This window comes from Micromonospora sp. NPDC005257, from assembly GCF_042872445.1.
Classification (GTDB): Bacteria; Actinomycetota; Actinomycetes; order Mycobacteriales; family Micromonosporaceae; genus Micromonospora.
On record NZ_JBIAKL010000003.1, the window covers coordinates 602,355 to 619,743 of the forward strand.

The following is a 17,389-nucleotide window of genomic DNA, read 5'->3' on the forward strand; positions in this document are numbered from 1 at the left end:
TCCTCTGCGAGGCGCGCTGTACCCGATCGGCGTGTCCCGTACACGCCCGACCGGCGCGGCGTACACGCCCGACCGGCGTGGCGTCAGAGCGAGGTCATCTCACCGGTGTCGAGCAGCTCCTCGCGTTGCGCCTCCGGCTCCCACAGGTCCGGCTGGGCGGGCTCCTCCACCCCGATGCGCATCGCTTCGAGCTGGGCGGCGAAGGCCAGCCCGCCGAACAGCGCGATCCCGGTCAGGTTGGCCCAGAGCAGCAGGGCCATCATGCCGGTCAGCGCGCCGTAGGTCTGGCCGAATCCGCCGCTGTACTTCACGTAGGCGGCGAGCAGCAGGCTGGCCAGCCACCACAGCGCGATCGCGATGGACGCGCCGAAGAACAGCCAGGACAGGCCGGGCTGGCGGCGCCGCGGGGCGTGCCGGAACAGCACCGCGACGGCGAGCACGGTCAGGCCGAGACTCAGGGGCCACCGGATCACGTCCCAGGTGGCCATGGCGACGTCGCCCCACTCGTAGTGCCGCCGTACCGACTCGCCCATCGCCCGGCCGCCGACCAGGATCAGGAAGCCGGCCAGCGCGGGTACGCCGGCGAGCACGGCGAGGATGGAGGCGCGCAGGTACTTCGGCAGCGCCGGGCGGTCCCGCTCGACGCCGTAGATCCGGTTCGCGCCCCGCTCGATCTGCGCCATCGTGGTGGTCAGCGCGACCAGTCCGGTGAGCAGACCGAGCGTCAGCGCCAATTCACCGGCGTCCTCGGTGCGCTCGCCGTCGGTCAGCAGGTCCTGCACCACGGCTTCGCTCTGACCGGGCGTGATGGCCAGCACCGTGTCGGCGACGACCTTGCCGCCCTCGTCCACGCCCAGGTCGGTGATCAGGCCGGTGAGCGCGATCAGGAACGGCACCACCGCCAGGCAGAGCTGGAAGCCCAGCGCCCGGGAGTGGCTGAAGCCGTCGCCGTAGCGGAACCGGACGAAGGCGTCCCGCAGCAGGCACCAGCCGCCGTGCCGGCGCAGTGTGTGCCAGGCGTCGTCGGCGGAGAGCTGGTCCTCGGCCATCAGCCGGGTCTCGGGGACCAGTTTCGTGCTACTCACGGCGGGCCTCCTCGACCAGGTGCTCGCCGCGCTCGCCGACCGCGTCGGCGTCCACCGCCAGGTCGGGGTCCTCCTCGGGGCGCGGTACGCAGAGCCAGAGCGACTCGGGCCGGATGGTGGCCTTGAGCGACCGGCCCGGCTCGATCAGGTCGCCGTCGAGTTGCCGGGGCTGCGCCCGGGTGCTGGTGATCTCGATTGAGCGGGCCCGGAACACCTCCATCCGGGGCACGCTGTCGCGGCGGCGCAGCACCGCCCAGCCCATCGCGAGCCAGTGGCGCAGCCGGCGCGGCGTCAGCACCGCCACGTCGAGCCAGCCGTCGTCCGGTTCGGCCTCGGTGAGCAGGCGTACCCCGCCCTGCAGGCGCCCGACGTTCGCCACCAGGACCGAGCGGGCCCGGCGGCGCAGCGGCGGCTTGCCGTCGATGCGCACCGAGACCCGCATCGGCCGGTCGCGCAGGTGACGAGCCGCGCCCACCACGTACGCCGGCCAGCCGATCCGCTTCTTCGTGGTCTCCGAGGTGGAGTCGAGCATCTGGGCGTCGAAGCCCATCCCGGCCATCACCGCGAAGCACCTGTCACCGACCACGCCGACGTCGAGGCGGCGCATCCCGCGGTCGACGGCGACCTGGAGCCCGGCGGCCAGGTCGTTCGACAGGCCGAGGTTGGCGGCCAGCAGGTTGCCGGTGCCCTGGGGCAGCACGGCCAGCGCCACGTCGGTGCCGGCCAGCGCGGTCACGCAGGCCATCACCGTGCCGTCGCCGCCGCAGGCGAAGACGACCTCGGCGCCCGCCTTGACGGCCTGTTCCGCCTGCCCTCGGCCCGGGTCCTCGACTGTCGTCTCGTACCAGGTCGGAGCCGGCCACCCGGCGGCGTCGAGCGCGCCGTCCACGGTGCGGCGGAACTCGTCCAGGTCGGCCACCTTCACCGGGTTGACCACCACTGCCGAGCGCGGCGTGCGGTTATCCGCGTTCACCGGGCGCTTGTCGTCTGCACCGTCCACGGCGTCAGTGTGCAGGACACGGGGCGTGACGGCGACCCGGCGCAGCGGGACGTTGCGAGGACCGCAATCAGGTTTGAGAACCGGATGCGCCCGGCCGCCGTCAGGCCGTCGCGCCGCCGGTCGCCTGACCTGGCACGGCCGGCCGGTACGTGAGCGGAAAGCGGGTCTGCGTGAGTTCCTCCGAGACCTGCCAGAGCCGTCCGGCCGCATCGAGGTCCTTCGCTCCGGCGGACGGCTCGGTCACCGCTGCGGGTCCGCGGACCCACCGAAGCGGCTCGGGCCGACGAAACCGCCGGCGGGGACGTCGCCGACCGCCGCCCGCGTCCTGGCGGTGACGCGTCAGGCCGCCTCGCGCAGCGCCGCGTCGACGCGCCGCCGCAGGTCGTCGATGTCCACCCCGGCCTCGGTGAGCACCACGGCAGCCAGGCCGTCGCCCTCGCGCAGCAGGCCGAGCAGGATGTGTTCGGTGCCGATGTGCCGGTGGCGCAGCCGCAGCGCCTCGCGCAGCGACAGCTCCAGCACCTTCTTTGCCCGGGGCGAGAACGTGCCGTGGTGCGTCCCGCGACGCCACCACCGGCGCGGGCTCGGGGTCGCCTCGCGCAGCGCGTCGGGGCCGAAGGACTCCTCGATCCGGGCCACTATCGCGGCGAGGTCGATGCCGATCTCGCGCAGCGCCGCGGCGTCCGCCGCGCCGAGCCCGTCGACGCCCTGCTCGGTGTGGCGGGCCACCGCGGCGCGCAGCGCGTCGGCCTCCACGCCACCGGCCGCGAGCAGCCGTACCGCCAGGTTGTCGCGGTCGGCGAGCACGCCCAGCAGCAGGTGCTCGGTGCCGACCGGCCGCCGCCCCTCGCTGCGGGCCTCGTCGAGGGCATGGTGCACCACGGTCCGGGCCCGGTTGGTGAATCGTTCGAACATCACGCCTCCCAGCTCTGACGCACCGCCGGCCGTCCGGCGTGCTTCTTGTGGACCGCCTGCCGGCTGACCTCCAGGGCGTCGGCGATCTCCTGCCACGACCAGCCCTGCCGCCGGGCGTTGTCGACCTGGATCACCTCGAGCCGTTCGAGCAGCCGGCGCAGGGCGAGCACGGCGCGCAGGCCGACCTTGGGGTCGGTGCTGCCGGCCGCCGCCGCGAGTTCCGTCGCTTGACTCATGCTGTCAATGTAGGTTGACAGCATGAGGCCTGTCAACCCTGGTTGACACGCGACCCGGCCTTCCGCTGCCCGGCCCGCAGCGGTGTTACGGTCCGCTGGTGTTCCGCCGCCGTCCGCCGGACCGGCCGGTCGAGTCCGCGCGCCGGCTCACCGTCGGCCGCCTCAGCCTGGAGATCGCCGGGGGCAGCGTGGTCGGGCACCGCTACCCGGAGAACTACGACGTGCTGCACGTCGACCCCGAACTGCCGCTCGCGGTGCTCTGCGACGGGATGGGCGACGGCGAGGGCAGCCGGGTGGCCGGCACGACAGCGGCCGAGACGTTCACCGCGCGGGTCCGCGCCGGCTGGCCCGCCGTCGGCGCCGCCACGCTGCGCGCCGCCGTCGCCGAGACCCAACGGCGGGTACGCCAGGCCGGCGCCGCGCAGGCCGGCCTGACCGGGTGCACGCTCACCGCGTTCGTGGCCGAACCGGACGGCGGCCAGGGCTGGCTGGTCCAGCTCGGCGACTCGCGGGCGTACCGGCTGCGCGACGGGCTGCTGGAACTGGTCACCGTCGACCACACCATGGCCTGGCTCGGCCTGCTGCACGGCTGGTGGCCGGCGGACTCGCCGGAGGCGGCGCGGGCGCGCTACCAGTTGCTGCGCTACGTCGGCCACCCGGACCGGCCCGAGCCGGACCTGCTCGCCGTGCCGCTGCGCCGGAGCGACACCTGGCTGCTGTGCACCGACGGCATCAGCGACCAGCTCGGCTACCACCGGCTACGCGACCTGCTGGCCGCGCGGCGGGACCCGGCGCGCACCACCGAGGCCCTGCTCGCCGCCAGCCTGGACGAGGGCGGCGAGGACAACGCCACAGCAGTCGTGCTGCGCGTACACCCGGCGTTGCCCGCCCCGCGCTGACCGCCAGTTCCGCCGACCCGCTCCGGCGCACCCGGTCCCGCGACTACGGTGGGTGAAAAGCAGGGTCGGGAGGTGAGCCGGGTGGCCGCACCCAGCCACGGCGCGGTGGTGGTCGGCGTCGGCCGCGCCGAGGCCGACCTGACGGTGGTCCGCACGGCCGCCGCCGAGGCCGCCGCCCACGACCGTCCGCTGCACCTGCTGCACGCGTTCAACTGGGCCGGCGGCACCCGCACCGACGCGGAGAACGTGCTGGAGAACGCCGGACGGGTGGCTGCCGAGTGCGCGCCGCGGGTGCCGGTCAGCGGCCGGATCGTCGAGGGCTCCCCGGTCGAGGCGCTGCTGCGGGTCGCCGACACCGCGTTCCTGATCGCGCTCGGTGACGGGGGCAGCTCGGCGCACCCGGCCCGCGTACCGGCCGACACGCCCGCCGTGGACGTGGCCGCCCGGGCCACCTGCCCGGTGCTGGTCGGCCGCACCGAGCCGGCCCCGCCCGGGCCGCTGCTGGTCGGCTTCGACGGCTCGGCCAGCTCGCGGGCCGCCCTCGGGTATGCCTTCGACTGCGCGCAACACCGCGGCGCGCGCCTGCTCGCCGTCCGGGTGATCGAGCCGGACTCCGGCGACCGCGACGACGGGCGGCTGGAGGAGGCGGTCACCCGGGAGGCCCGGCGGCACCCGCGGGTCACCGCCGACTGCGAGACCGTCCACGGTGAGCCCGGACCCGTCCTGCTCGACCGGTCCCACGCGGCGCAGCTCGCGGTGGTGGCCGCCTGGGGTGACGGGCCGCTCGGGTCCACCCTGGGCGCGGTCAGCCAGTCCTTGCTGTACCACTCGCCGGCCCCACTGATCGTCGTACGGGGACTACCCGCGGACGCCGGGGACGGGTCGTGACGCCCGCGCGGGGCGGGACCTACGGCCCTGACCGGCACCCTTTGCCGAGGTCGAGGCTGGACGTGCCGAGGAGGAAGATGTGACCCTGACCGAAGACGAGGTACGCCGGCTGGACGCGTACTGGCGCGCGGCGAACTATCTGACCGTCGGCCAGATCTACCTGCTCGACAACCCGCTGCTGCGTGAACCGCTCAGGCCCGAGCACGTCAAGCCGCGCCTGCTGGGCCACTGGGGCACCAGCCCCGGGCTCAACTTGCTCTACACGCACCTCAACCGGGTCATCGTCGAGCGGGACCTGTCCGCCATCTTCGTCACCGGCCCCGGCCACGGCGGCCCCGCGCTGGTGGCCAACACCTGGCTGGAGGGCACCTACAGCGAGCTGTACCACCACATCCCCCGGGACGCGACCGGCATGCAGCGCCTGTTCCGGCAGTTCTCCTTCCCCGGCGGCATCCCGAGCCATGTGGCGCCGGAGGTGCCGGGTTCGATCCACGAGGGCGGCGAGCTGGGGTACGCGCTGAGCCACGCGTACGGCGCCGCGTTCGACAACCCGGACCTGCTGGTGGCCTGCGTGATCGGCGACGGCGAGGCCGAGACCGGCCCGCTGGCCGGGAGCTGGCTGTCGAACGTGTTCCTGAACCCGGCCCGCGACGGGGCGGTGCTGCCGGTCCTGCACCTCAACGGCTACAAGATCGCCAACCCGACGGTGCTGGACCGGATCCCCGGCGAGGACCTGCGGGACATGATGCGCGGCTTCGGCTACGAGCCGTACCTGGTCGAGGGCGACGACCCGGCGGCCGTGCACCGGCTGCTGGCCGGCACGCTCGACCGGGCGGTCGACGAGATCGCCGCGATCCAGCGCCGGGCCCGCTCCGGTGAGCGCGTCGAGCGCCCCCGCTGGCCGATGATCGTCCTGCGGACGCCGAAGGGCTGGACCGGGCCGTCCCGGGTCGACGGCAAGCAGGTCGAGGGCACGTTCCGCGCCCACCAGGTGCCGATCTCCGGCGTCCGGGACAACCCGGAGCACCTGGCCGAGTTGGAGCGGTGGATGCGCGGCTACCGGCCGGAGGAGCTGTTCGACGCCACCGGCGGTCCGGTCGCCGAGGTGACCGAGCTGCCACCCACCGGTGACCGCCGGATGAGCGCCAACCCGGTCGCCAACGGCGGCAGGCTGCTGCGCAACCTGGAGCTGCCGGACTTCCGCGACTACGCGGTCGACGTACCGACGCCCGGTGAGCCGATGGCCGGCGCGACGGGTGTGCTCGGCCCCTGGGTACGCGACGTGATCGTGCGCAATCCCGAGACGTTCCGCCTGTTCGGCCCGGACGAGGTCGCCTCGAACCGGCTCGGCGCGGCGTTCGAGGTCACCGACCGCGCGTTCGTCGGCACCGAGGTGCCCGGCGACGACCACCTCTCCCCGGACGGCCGGGTGATGGAGGTGCTCTCCGAGCACCTGTGCCAGGGCTGGCTGGAGGGCTACCTGCTGACCGGCCGGCACGGCATCTTCACCAGCTACGAGGCGTTCATCCACATCGTCGACTCGATGGTCAACCAGCACGCCAAGTGGCTGAAGGTGACCCGGGACATCCCCTGGCGGGAGCCCGTCGCGTCGCTGAACTACCTGCTGTCCAGCCACGTGTGGCGCCAGGACCACAACGGCTTCTCCCACCAGGACCCGGGCTTCATCGACCACGTGGTGAACAAGAAGGCCGAGGTGGTCCGCGTCTACCTACCGCCGGACGGCAACACGCTGCTGTCCACGATGGACCACTGCCTGCGCAGCCGGCAGTACATCAACGTGGTGGTGGCCGGCAAGCAGCCCGCGCCGAACTGGCTGACCATGGGCGAGGCGATCCAGCACTGCCGCCGCGGCCTGGGCATCTGGGACTGGGCGAGCAGCGACGAGGGCGCCGAGCCGGACGTGGTGCTCGCCTGCGCCGGCGACGTGCCGACGCTGGAGACGCTCGCCGCCGCGGACCTGCTGCGCCGGCACCTGCCGGACCTGAAGGTGCGGGTGGTCAACGTCGTCGACCTGATGCGCCTGCAACCGCCGTCGGAGCACCCGCACGGCCTGCCGGACAACGAGTTCGACACCATCTTCACCACCGACAAGCCGGTCATCTTCGCCTACCACGGCTACCCCTGGCTGATCCACCGGCTCACCTACCGCCGCACCAACCACGAGAACCTGCACGTACGCGGCTACAAGGAGGAGGGCACCACCACGACGCCGTTCGACATGGTGATGCTCAACGACCTGGACCGCTTCCACCTGGTCATCGACGTGATCGACCGGGTGCCCGGGCTGCGGTCGCGCGCCGCCCACCTGCGCCAGGACATGGTGGACACCCGCCGGTCCTGCCGTGACCACACCCGCCGCTACGGTGAGGACGACCCGCGGGTCGCCGAGTGGCGCTGGATCCGCGAGAACGACCCGGCCGTGAGGAGTGACGAATGAGTGACGACGAGATCCTGGTCGGCTACGACGGCTCCGCCGACGCGGCGGTAGCCCTGAACTGGGCGCTGGACGAGGCGGGCCGCTCGGGGCGGCCGGTACGCCTGGCGTACGTCTTCGAGTGGTTGACGGTGACCGGCTGGGTCGGACCCGCAGTGGCGCCGGGGGTGTGGCCGGACGAGACCGCCCGGCAGCAGGTCGAGGAACTGGTGCGCAAGGCGGCGGCGGACGCCGCCGCCGAACGGCCGGGCCTGACCGTGCACGGTGAGGTGTTCGACGGACCGCCCGCGCTCGTGCTCCAGGAGCGGTCCGCCGGGGCGGGAATGCTGGTGCTCGGCAGCCGGGGCCACGGCGGCTTCGGCGGGCTGCTCGCCGGCTCCACGGCGGTCTCGGTCACCGCGCACGCCCACTGCCCGGTGGTGGTGGTCCGCGACGGCCAGGCCGCCACGTCCGGACCGGTGGTGGTCGGCTCGGACGGCTCGGAGTCCGCGCTACGGGCACTCGGCTTCGCCGTCGAGCGGGCCGCGCAGCGGGACGTGCCGCTGCGGGTGCTGCGCGCCTGGGAGCCGCCGGGTGAGCGGTGGGTGCCGCCGGACTTCGACCCGGAGCGGGTCGCCGCCAGCGAACGGGCCGCCGCCGAGGCGGAGCTGGCGCCGTGGCGGGCGAGCTTCCCCGACGTGCCGGTCGGGATCGAGGCGGTGCCCGGCAGCGCGTCGGCGCTGCTGGTGGAGGCCAGCCGGTCGGCACAACTGGTGGTGGTCGGCAGCCGGGGCCGGGGCGGCCTGCGCGGCATGCTGCTCGGCTCGGTCAGCCAGCAGCTCATCCAGCACTCGCACTGCCCGGTCGCCGTGGTACGCGAGCGCTGACTCAGCGGCCGGACGCGGTGGAGCCCTCGTCGGGGTTGAGCGAGAAGTAGTCCTCCTCCTCCTGGGCCAGGTGCAGGCGCAGCACCGCGTCCAGGCCGTAGAGCGCGGCCAGCAGATCGGGTATCTCGTCACGGCGCAGCCGGCCGTCCGGCTGCGCCGTGAGGTGCCCGCCGATCCGCTCCACCAGCCGCACGATCTCCACGTGCGCCCGGCTCATCGTGGAGGTCGCCTCCGCGCTGCCCAGCGGGCCGGCCAACGCCGGGTAGAGCTGCCGGTCCTCGGCCGCCTCGTGCGGCAGCACCTCGTCGACCAGCCGCCGGTGCACCTCGCGCAGCGCCGGCAGGCACGCCGGGTCGTCCGGGCGGGTCGCCACCAGGTCGGCGGTGTCGCGCAGCCGGGCCAGCACGTCGCGGACGCCGCCGTGCTCGCCCGCGTACCGGTCCAGCAGCTCGCGGGTGTGCGCGGGCAGGTCACGCCGCCGCAGGCCGCCGCCGAGCGCGCGCAGCGCGTTGAGGATCACCAGGACGTCGATGCCCTCCTGGAGGAACGCGCCGGCCACCGGGGGCAGCCGGCCCGCGGCGGCCACCAGCATCGCCAGCACCGCCAGGCCCATCCCGACGGTGGCGCTCTGCACCGCGATGCGGCGGGCGTACCGGGCGATCTCGACCGCGTCGGCGAGCCGGTCCAGCCGGTCCACGGTGAGCACCGCGTCGGCCACGTCCGCCGAGGCGGTCGCCCCGGTCGCGCCCATCGCCACCCCGACGTGTGCCTCGGCCAGCGCGGGCGCGTCGTTCACGCCGTCACCGACCATCACCGTCACCGCGCGCGCCGACTCCTGGCGTACCCGCTCGGCCTTCTCCTGGGGCGAGCACCGCGCGATCACGTCGTCCACGCCCACGATCTGCGCCACCTGCCGGGCCGTGCCGGGACGGTCGCCGGTCACCATGACCAGCCGGTCGAGGCCCGCCTCGCGCAGCCGACGCACGGTCCGCCGGGCGTCCGGGCGGACCGGGTCCTCCAGCAGGATCGCGCCCAGCGGCCCGCTGTCGTCGCTGACCCAGACCGCGGAGCGCCCGGCCCGTTCGGCACGCTCACCGACGCGGCCCGCCCACTCCGGCGGTTCGCCGCCGAGCTGCCCGACGTGCACCATCCGCCCGTCGACGCGCCCGCTCACCCCGTGCCCCGGCTCCTCGGTGACCTGCGTCGGCTCGGCCAACGCCAGCCCGCGCTCGCGGGCCTGCCGGACCAGCGCGGCGGCCAGCACGTGCGGGGAGAGCTGCTCGACCGAGGCGGCCAGCCGCAGCACCTCGTCCCGGTCGCCGCCCGGCGCCACCACCACCTCGGACGCCCGGGGCCGGCCCGCGGTGAGCGTGCCGGTCTTGTCCAGCAGCAGGGTACGGGCGCGGCCGAGCTGTTCCAGCGACCCGCCGTCGCGGACCAGCACGCCGCGCCGGGCCACCCGGGACAGGCCGGAGACCACAGCGATCGGGGTGGCCAGCAGCAACGGGCACGGGGTGGCCACCACGAGCACCGCCACCGCCCGGGTGAAGTCGCCGGACAGCAGCCACGCCAGCCCGGCCAGCACCAGCGTGAACGGCACGAACGCGGCGGCGTAGCGGTCGGCCAGCCGTACCATCGGGGCCTTGCGGGCGGTGGCCTCGCCGGCCAGGCGGACGATGCCCGCGTAGGTGCTCTCCGCCGCGTTGCGGCGGGCCCGCAGCCCGAAGCCCGCGCCCGCGTTCACCACGCCGCTGGCCACCTCCTCCCCCGCCGCGCGGGTGACCAGTTGCGACTCGCCGGTCACCACCGACTCGTCGAGCGTGGCCGGCTCCTCGACCACGCCGTCGACGGGAACCACGTCGCCCGGTCCCACCACGAGCCGGTCCCCCACCGCGACGCGGTCCAGCGGCACCACCTCGATGCCGCCGTCCGGGGTACGCCGGCGGGCCTGCCTCGGCGCGCGTTCCAGCAGCGCCCGCAGGTCGCGGGTGGCCCGGCGCTGGGCGTACTCCTCCAGCGCCCGCCCGGTGGCCACCATCACCGCGATCACGGCGCCGGCCAGGTACTCCCGCACCAGCAACGCGCCGAGCAGCGCCAGCACCGCGATGACGTCCACGCCGAACTGCCGCAGCCAGAGCTGGCGCAGCGTCGTCCAGGCCGCCGGCACCAGGGCCACCACGGTGACCGCCGCCCAGATCAGCCGGGCGGCGTCGTGCGCACCGGCGAACCACAGCGCCGCCCCGGCCAGCACGGCCACTGTGAGCAGCACCAGCGGCGCCCACTCGATCCAGGCCCGCCGCGGGGCGCGGGACGGCTGCTCGGGTACGCACTCGCCCGGTTCGGTTCCCACGTGGGGATCGTCTCAGCCCGGACGTGGGACGGGCGGGGCGATGCGGGTAATCCGGGGGATGGAACGGCGTCCCCACCCGCGCGTGGGGCACGATGGGGAAAACAGGAAAGGTCGTGACGATGAGCCACGAGACGCCGGCTGCCGATCGCCCGTTGACCACCGCGCTCGCGGAGGCCGCCGGAATGGCCGGCCACGCCCCCTCGGTGCACAACACGCAGCCGTGGCACTGGACTGTCCTGCCCGACGCGCTGGAGCTGCGGGTGGTCCGCGAACGGCACCTCAGCGCGATGGACCCGGAAGGGCACCTGCTGGTGGTGAGCTGCGGCGCCGCGCTGCACCACGCCCGGGTGGCGCTGGCCGCCGAGGGCTGGACCCCGGTGGTGGAGCGGCTGCCCGACGCGAAGGAACCCGACCTGCTGGCCCGGATCACCGGCCTGAAGCACACCGGCGCCGACCCCGACGCCATGCACCTCGTGCAGTGCATGCGGGTCCGGCACACCGACCGGCGGCCGGTCAGCGACGAGCAGATCCCCACCGCCGCGCTCGCTGACATCGACCGGGCCGCCACGCTGGAGGGCGTCAACCTGCAACTGCTCGACGACACTCAGAAGATCCAGCTCGCCAGCGCCGCCCAGCAGGCCGCCGCCGTCGAGGCGGACAGCCCCGAGCTGCGCGAGGAGCTGGCGTACTGGACCAGCCGGGCCGGCACCGGCACCGGGCTGCCGCCGGAGGTGCTGCCCGAGCAGGCCCCGCAGACGACCGTTCCGGCCCGCGACTTCGGCCGCGCCGGCTCGCTGCCGGTCGGGCCCGGCCACGACAAGACCGCCGTGTACGGGATCCTCTGGGGCTCCGACGACGAGACGCTGAGCTGGCTGCGCGCCGGTGAGGCGCTCTCCGCCGCCTGGCTCGCCGCGACCCGGCACGGGGTGTCGCTGGTGCCGCTGTCCGGTGTGGTGGAGGTCGAGGGCACCCGTGAGGTGCTGCGGCAGATGCTCGCCGGCCTGGGGTTCCCGTACCTCAGCATGCGGCTCGGCGTGGCCGACCCGGTGCACGCCGGCCCGCCGCACACCCCCCGGTTGGACGTCGCGCAGACAGTCGACACCTCGGCGGTCCGCGACCAGCTCTCCTGACCGGTCTCGATCACGGCGGTCACCGGGCGATACCATCGCCGGGTGGCCGCCGAACCCCAGCCCTCGCACGAGCACGTCGCGCCGTCGCTCGGGCTGACCCCGCTGTCCCGCGTCCGCCTGGACGAACTGCTCCAGGAGATGCTCGACCGGGTCGGCGAGGTGGTGACCAGCCGCGAGCGGCTACGGGCGCTGCTGGACGCCGTCGTCGGCATCGGTTCCAACCTCGACCTGCGCAGCACGTTGCAGCGGATCGTGCAGTCCGCGTGTGAGCTGGCCGGCGCCCGCTACGGCGCGCTCGGCGTGATCGGCCCGGACCGCATGCTGCACGACTTCATCGTCCACGGCATCGACCCCGAGCTGCACGCGAAGATAGGCGAGCTGCCGCACGGCCGGGGCGTGCTGGGTCTGCTCATCGACGACCCGAAGCCGCTGCGCATGCCGGACATCACCAAGCACCCCGACTCGTACGGCTTCCCGCCGAACCACCCCCCGATGCACAGCTTCCTCGGCGTGCCGGTCCGCATCCGCGACCACGTCTGGGGCAACCTCTACCTGGCCGAGAAGCAGGGCGCGACCGAGTTCACCGAGGACGACGAGGAGATCGTGGTGGCGCTCGCCGCCGCGGCCGGCGTGGCGATCGAGAACGCCCGCCTCTACGCGCTGGCGCACCGGCGGGAACGCTGGCTGGCCGCCGCCGCGGAGATCACCTCGGTGCTGCTCGGCGAGGTGCGCCGTACCGACGCGCTGAGCCTGGTGGCCCGCCGCGCCCGCGAGGTCGCCGAGGCCGAACTGGCCTTGGTGCTGCTCTACGACGAGGACGAGGCGCAGTTCACCGTCGAGGTGGTCGACGGCCCCGACCCGGTCACCCGGGAACTGGTGGGCGCGGTGCTGCCCGCCGCCGAGACCAGTTTCGCGGCGTCCGCCACGTCGGGCCGGCACGACCAGGTGGAGAACCTCGCCGCCGCGGCGCCCTGGCCCCGGCCGGTGGTCGCCGGGCCGGCCGTGCTCTCCCCGCTGACCGCCGCGGACACGCTGCACGGCGTGCTGGTGATCGGCTACCGGCCCGACCACGGTCCCGCCGCCGACGACGACCTCACCCTGCTCGCCAGCTTCGCCGGGCAGGCCGCGCTGGCCATGGAGCGGGCCCGCGGGCAGGAGGAGCGGGAACTGCTGGTGGTCCTGGAGGACCGCGAACGCATCGCCCGTGACCTGCACGACGTGGTGATCCAGCGGCTGTTCGCCACCGGCCTGCAACTGCAGAGCGGCGCGATGAACGCCCGCCCCGAGGCGGCCAGGCGGATCAACCAGGCCGTCGACGACCTGGACGCCACCATCCGCGACATCCGCCGCACCATCTTCGAGCTGCGCACCCCGATGAGCGCGGCGCTGCGCACCGAGATCCGCGAGGCCATCGAGGTGGCCACCGAGTTGCTCGGCTACCGTCCCGAGCTGGAACTGGTCGGCCCGATCGACAGCGCCGTCCCGGACGACCTGCGCCCCGAACTCACCGCAGTGCTGCGCGAGGCGCTGTCGAACGCGGTACGCCACGCCCGGGCCGGCCGGGTGTCGGTGCGCGTACGCGTCGGCTCCGGCCGGGTCGAGGTCACCGTCACCGACGACGGCGTCGGCTGCGACCCGGAGGCGGCCCGCAGCGGCCTGATCAACCTGCGCGAGCGGGCCGAGCGGCTCGGCGGCGAGTTCTCGCTGCGCCGGGCCGAGCCGCGCGGCACCGAGGTGCGCTGGAGTGCCCCGCTCGACTGAGCGCCGGTCAGGTGTTCTTGCCGAGCAGCCGGGTGGCCAGCACCGCCGCCTGGGTACGCCGCTCCAGGCCGAGCTTGGCCAGCACGCTGGAGACGTAGTTCTTCACCGTCTTCTCGGCCAGGAACATCTTCCCGGCGATCTCCCGGTTGGTGAGCCCCTCCGCCACGTACTCCAGGATCCGCCGCTCCTGCTCGGTGAGCGACTTCAGCTCCCGGGGCTGCTCCACGCCGCTGCGGATGCGCTCCAGCACGCGAGTGGTGATCGCCGGGTCGAGCAGCGACTGCCCGGCCGCCACCCGGCGGACCGCGTCCACCAGGTCGGTGCCGCGGATCTGCTTGAGCACGTAGCCGGCGGCGCCCGCCATGATCGCCGCGAACAGCGCCTCGTCGTCCTCGTACGAGGTGAGGATCAAGCCCTTGATCGAGGAGTCCACGGCGCGGACGTCCCGGCACACGTCGATGCCGTTGCCGTCGGGCAGCCGGGCGTCGAGGATCGCCACGTCGGGACGCAGCGCCGGGATGCGGCGGGCCGCCTCCTGGGCCAGGCCGGACTCGCCGACCACCTCGATGTCGCCGCTGCTCTGGAGCAGTTCGGCAAGGCCACGACGGACGACCTCGTGGTCGTCGAGCAGGAACACCCGGATCATCAGTCCTTTCTACCCGCTTTCCCGGCCCGTTAGCACGGGTCGAAAGTCCCGTTCTGCCCGCGCCGGCCGGGACCGACGGCCGGGCCCAGGTGGGGACCTCCGGCCCTGCTCACCGCGCCGCACGCTGACGCACCGTAGTGGTGTACCCGGCCGGGGAGCCGGCTCCGCACGAGAGGGAGCACCACCATGACGACCGAATACACCGGCGAGCAGCTGCGGGCCGCGGTCGCCGACGCGGTCCGGGCGCCGTCGCTGCACAACACCCAGCCGTGGCGGTTCCGGCTCGTCGACGGCGGCATCGAGGTGGCCGTCGACCCGCTGCGCGGCCTGCCCGCCACCGACCCGAGCGGCTGGGGCTCACGGATCGCCGCCGGAGCGGCCCTGTTCAACCTGCGGCTGGCACTCGCCGTCGCGGGCACCCCGGCCACCGTCCGGCTGCGCCCGTACCCAGCCGACCCGGACGTCGTGGCCCGGCTGGTGCCGGACGTACCGCGCCGTCCCACCCCGGTCGAGCAGAGCCTGTACGGGGCGATCCCCCACCGGTTCAGCAACCGCGCGCCGTTCTGGCCCGACCCGGTGCCCGCCGAGGCCCGCTGGCGGCTCGGCGAGGCGGCCCGCGCCGAGCAGTGCTGGTTGGAGCTGGTGATCGGCACGAGCGCCGTCAACGCCGTCGCCGAGGTCGCCCGCAGCGCCCACCGCGTGCTGGAACGCGACCCCGCGTACGTGGCCGAACGGGCCGAGTGGATCCGCTCCGAGCCGGCCCCGGACGGCGTGCCGACGGGTGCCGGCGGACCGCAGAGCGAGCCGCAGGACCTGCTGCCCCAGCGCGGCTTCGGCGGCCGCAACCGCGCCCCCGGCCGCGACTTCGAGCCGGAGCCGCTGGTCGCGGTGATCGGCTCGGCCGGCAACACCTCGGCCGACCAGATCCTGGCCGGGCAGGCGCTGCAACGGGTGCTGCTCACCGCCACCGACGCCGGGCTGAGCGTGTCGATGCTGTCCCAGCCGATCGAGGTGCCGGCCGCACGTGAGGCGCTGCGAATGTCGCTCGGCCGGTTCGGCACCCCGCAGATGGTGATGCGGATCGGGTACGGCCAGCCGGGCCGCGCCACCCCCCGCCGCCGGGTCGAGGAGGTGCTCGACCTGCCGGTCGTGTCGGCCTGACCCGTACCCCTCCGCGGGTCGGGCCGGCCGCGCGGCCCCCGCCCGTGCGGCGTGGTGCTGCCGTGCGGGCCCGGCTGGAGCCGCGCGGGCCTCAGGCCGGGAGCGTGGCCAGCAGGGCGGCCTCCCGCTCCGGCGCCAGGCCGACCGGGGCGCGCGCCGGCCGCCCCGCCCGGTCCGGCACGCGCCCCACCTCGCGCAGCCACCGCCAGGTGTCGGCGACCGTCTCGGTCACCGGCCGGCAGACCAGCCCTGCCGCGTAGGCGCGCTCGACGTCCCGCTCCTGCAGCCAGCGGTACTCGTGTCCGCGCGGGATCCACACCGGCAGGTCGTTCCAGGGCTCCACCCCGGCGGCCAGGACCGGCTCCGGCGCGGTCCACCGCAGCGTCGCGTCCGACCCGGTCGCCGCCACCGCCGCGTCGAGCAGGTCACCCATCGTCGCGTGCCCGGTGCGACTCACCACGTTGTACGCCCCGCCGACGCCCTCGGCGCCCCGGTCCAGCAGCCAGGTCGCCAGGTCCCGGACGTCCACGTACTGGATCGGCAGGTCACGCGGCCCGGGCGCCAGCACGTCGCCGCCCCGGGCGATCCGGTGCAGCCACCAGGGCAGCCGCCCGATGTCCTCCCCCGGCCCCAGGATCAGCCCGGCGCGCGCCAGCAGCGCCCGGTCACCGAACACCCGCGTCGCGGCGAGTTCCCCGCCGGCCTTGTTCGCCGGGTAGTCGCCGTCGTCGGCGTCCGGGTCGGCCGCCACCGTGGGCGACTCCTCGCCGCTGCCGAGCGTGACGGGTGGCGCGTACACCGACCCGCTGGACACGTAGACGTAGTGCGGCACCGCGTCGACGAGCGCCAGCGCCGCGTCCCGCACCGCCCGCGGGGCGCCGTCCCAGGTGTCCACCACCAGATCCCACTCACCGCCGGTGAGCGCGGCCAGCCCGTCCGGCACGGTCCGATCACCTCGCAACCGGTGTACGCCGTCCGGCACCTGCCCGTGCACACCCCTGTTGAACACGGTCACCTGCCAGTCGCGGCGTACCGCCTCGGCCACCACCGCACCACCCACAAATCCCGTACCGCCGAGCATCAGGAGTCGCATGAGTCCCAGCCTGCCGCCCCGTGTCGGGTACTGCGTGCCCTGTTCACGGTCAGCGGATCTGCCAACGGCAGAACCCGCGGTCGGCAGCGGGCCGCGCCGCGCGACCGGCCGGCGCCTGCGCCCAGTGAGCGGAGCAACTGCCGCGCTGTCGGGCTCCACGCGGCCCTCGCCCTGACCGCTCAGGCGAGATCACGGCGAGTTCCGAGCCCTCCGAACAAGCCTCGCCCCGGGTCACCCGCGATCTTGCACTCTGCGCCCCGCATAACGTGCAAATGGGACACCCGCAGGGCCCGCCCGTCAAGATCGGCGCCGGCCCCGCTCCGCCCTCCGATTCGGCCCACCCCGAGGCGTCGATCATGAACTTAGCGGCGGCTTTGTGTCCGATTTGTCGCAGCTAAACTCATGATCGACCCTGTGGTGGGCGCCTGGGGAGGGCTTCTCCGGGGGTGATCAAGGAGTTTGTGGTCTCGCGGGCGCTGGAAGGTGCCGCAAACTCCTTGATCACGGGGCGCAGAGCGAGGCGCCCGGCTGGGCGCGGCGAGGATCTGGTGTGTGTGGGCGGGTGTCCGGGTCGGGGGTGGTGGGCGGCACTCTGGTGGCGGAATCGTGGGCGGGTGGGTGGCGTTGTAATCGGGTGAACGACCGAGCACCACGACGACGTGACGGCCCGCGCTGCTCCCCGCTGGTGTGTGGCCCTCGGGAATGATGCCGGGTGGTGGGTCGTTGGACATGTCTCCGGCGCCGCGACGTGGCATCCCCTTGCCCCGCGAGCGGCCGGTTCCCCCGAAGACCTTTTGAGCGCCTGACGTGGTGCTCGCACCCGCGCCGATCCCCCGTCGGTGTGGGCGTCGATCCCCCGAATGGAGCCCTCATCATGAACACGATTCTGCGGAAGAGCGTTCTG

General features: G+C 74.4%; 15 protein-coding genes. 7 read left to right on the forward strand and 8 right to left on the reverse strand.

The window, feature by feature from the left end; genetic code table 11:
• Positions 1 to 83: 83 nt before the first annotated feature.
• The 5 genes from ACFYO8_RS09620 to ACFYO8_RS09640 form a co-directional block, all read right to left on the reverse strand.
• Entirely contained in the window at positions 84 to 1,085 is a 1,002-nt protein-coding gene (locus tag ACFYO8_RS09620; protein ID WP_354874690.1) for a YihY/virulence factor BrkB family protein, read from the reverse strand.
• The gene (locus ACFYO8_RS09625) at positions 1,078 to 2,085 is read right to left on the reverse strand and encodes a diacylglycerol kinase family protein (RefSeq protein WP_354874692.1); all 1,008 of its coding nucleotides are present in this window, start codon (positions 2,083 to 2,085) and stop codon (positions 1,078 to 1,080) included. Before ACFYO8_RS09625 ends, ACFYO8_RS09620 begins: the two co-directional genes overlap by 8 nt.
• Positions 2,086 to 2,185: 100 nt before the next feature.
• Positions 2,186 to 2,329: a hypothetical protein gene (locus tag ACFYO8_RS09630; protein ID WP_354874694.1), complete on the reverse strand. Its 144-nt coding sequence runs from the start codon at positions 2,327 to 2,329 to the stop codon at positions 2,186 to 2,188.
• A 95-nt stretch (positions 2,330 to 2,424) separates the two neighbouring features.
• Entirely contained in the window at positions 2,425 to 3,000 is a 576-nt protein-coding gene (locus ACFYO8_RS09635; RefSeq protein ID WP_355096326.1) for a Clp protease N-terminal domain-containing protein, read from the reverse strand.
• Complete coding sequence (locus ACFYO8_RS09640; protein WP_354874698.1) at positions 3,000 to 3,236, reverse strand: HTH domain-containing protein; 237 nt, start codon at positions 3,234 to 3,236, stop codon at positions 3,000 to 3,002. The genes ACFYO8_RS09635 and ACFYO8_RS09640 overlap by 1 nt, the downstream gene beginning before the upstream one ends.
• A 98-nt stretch (positions 3,237 to 3,334) precedes the next feature.
• Between ACFYO8_RS09640 and ACFYO8_RS09645 the strand changes: the two genes are divergently transcribed.
• The 4 genes from ACFYO8_RS09645 (at position 3,335) to ACFYO8_RS09660 (ending at position 8,344) form a co-directional block, all read left to right on the forward strand.
• Positions 3,335 to 4,135 carry a PP2C family protein-serine/threonine phosphatase gene (locus ACFYO8_RS09645; protein ID WP_387256918.1) on the forward strand — a complete coding sequence of 267 codons (801 nt, stop codon included), beginning with the start codon at positions 3,335 to 3,337 and terminating at the stop codon, positions 4,133 to 4,135.
• Positions 4,136 to 4,216: 81 nt separating this feature from the next.
• Entirely contained in the window at positions 4,217 to 5,023 is an 807-nt protein-coding gene (locus ACFYO8_RS09650; RefSeq protein ID WP_354874702.1) for a universal stress protein, read from the forward strand.
• 79 nt (positions 5,024 to 5,102) lie between these two features.
• Positions 5,103 to 7,481 (forward strand): phosphoketolase family protein, encoded by a 2,379-nt coding sequence (locus ACFYO8_RS09655; protein ID WP_355015236.1) that lies wholly within the window; start codon positions 5,103 to 5,105, stop codon positions 7,479 to 7,481.
• Positions 7,478 to 8,344, forward strand: coding sequence for a universal stress protein (locus ACFYO8_RS09660; protein ID WP_354874704.1), 867 nt, complete (start codon positions 7,478 to 7,480; stop codon positions 8,342 to 8,344). Before ACFYO8_RS09655 ends, ACFYO8_RS09660 begins: the two co-directional genes overlap by 4 nt.
• Before the next feature lies 1 nt (position 8,345).
• Here ACFYO8_RS09660 and ACFYO8_RS09665 read toward each other — a convergent pair whose 3' ends face one another.
• Positions 8,346 to 10,694, reverse strand: coding sequence for a heavy metal translocating P-type ATPase (locus ACFYO8_RS09665; RefSeq protein ID WP_354874706.1), 2,349 nt, complete (start codon positions 10,692 to 10,694; stop codon positions 8,346 to 8,348).
• Between the two features lie 119 nt (positions 10,695 to 10,813).
• Here ACFYO8_RS09665 and ACFYO8_RS09670 point away from each other — a divergent pair, with 119 nt between their 5' ends.
• Positions 10,814 to 11,824, forward strand: a complete 1,011-nt coding sequence (locus tag ACFYO8_RS09670) for an Acg family FMN-binding oxidoreductase (RefSeq protein WP_354874708.1) — start codon at positions 10,814 to 10,816, stop codon at positions 11,822 to 11,824.
• Between the two features lie 93 nt (positions 11,825 to 11,917).
• Entirely contained in the window at positions 11,918 to 13,585 is a 1,668-nt protein-coding gene (locus tag ACFYO8_RS09675) for a GAF domain-containing sensor histidine kinase (protein WP_387188893.1), read from the forward strand.
• 7 nt (positions 13,586 to 13,592) lie between these two features.
• Here ACFYO8_RS09675 and ACFYO8_RS09680 read toward each other — a convergent pair whose 3' ends face one another.
• A complete protein-coding gene (locus ACFYO8_RS09680) occupies positions 13,593 to 14,231 on the reverse strand; it encodes a response regulator transcription factor (RefSeq protein WP_354874710.1) in 639 nt (212 codons plus the stop codon).
• Between the two features lie 186 nt (positions 14,232 to 14,417).
• Here ACFYO8_RS09680 and ACFYO8_RS09685 point away from each other — a divergent pair, with 186 nt between their 5' ends.
• Positions 14,418 to 15,392, forward strand: coding sequence for an Acg family FMN-binding oxidoreductase (locus tag ACFYO8_RS09685; RefSeq protein WP_354874712.1), 975 nt, complete (start codon positions 14,418 to 14,420; stop codon positions 15,390 to 15,392).
• A 91-nt stretch (positions 15,393 to 15,483) separates the two neighbouring features.
• On the opposite strand, the gene ACFYO8_RS09690 is transcribed toward ACFYO8_RS09685, so the two are convergent.
• Entirely contained in the window at positions 15,484 to 16,485 is a 1,002-nt protein-coding gene (locus ACFYO8_RS09690; RefSeq protein WP_357711587.1) for an NAD-dependent epimerase/dehydratase family protein, read from the reverse strand.
• Positions 16,486 to 17,389 lie beyond the last annotated feature (904 nt).

Bases quoted from the DNA above. Each gene is read 5' to 3' on its own strand.
- ACFYO8_RS09670 (WP_354874708.1), top strand. From the start codon at position 10,814: ATGAGCCACGAGACGCCGGCTGCCGATCGCCCGTTGACCACCGCGCTC.
- ACFYO8_RS09635 (WP_355096326.1), bottom strand. From the start codon at position 3,000: ATGTTCGAACGATTCACCAACCGGGCCCGGACCGTGGTGCACCATGCC.
- ACFYO8_RS09685 (WP_354874712.1), top strand. From the start codon at position 14,418: ATGACGACCGAATACACCGGCGAGCAGCTGCGGGCCGCGGTCGCCGAC.
- ACFYO8_RS09680 (WP_354874710.1), bottom strand. From the start codon at position 14,231: ATGATCCGGGTGTTCCTGCTCGACGACCACGAGGTCGTCCGTCGTGGC.
- ACFYO8_RS09640 (WP_354874698.1), bottom strand. From the start codon at position 3,236: ATGAGTCAAGCGACGGAACTCGCGGCGGCGGCCGGCAGCACCGACCCC.
- ACFYO8_RS09660 (WP_354874704.1), top strand. From the start codon at position 7,478: ATGAGTGACGACGAGATCCTGGTCGGCTACGACGGCTCCGCCGACGCG.
- ACFYO8_RS09690 (WP_357711587.1), bottom strand. From the start codon at position 16,485: ATGCGACTCCTGATGCTCGGCGGTACGGGATTTGTGGGTGGTGCGGTG.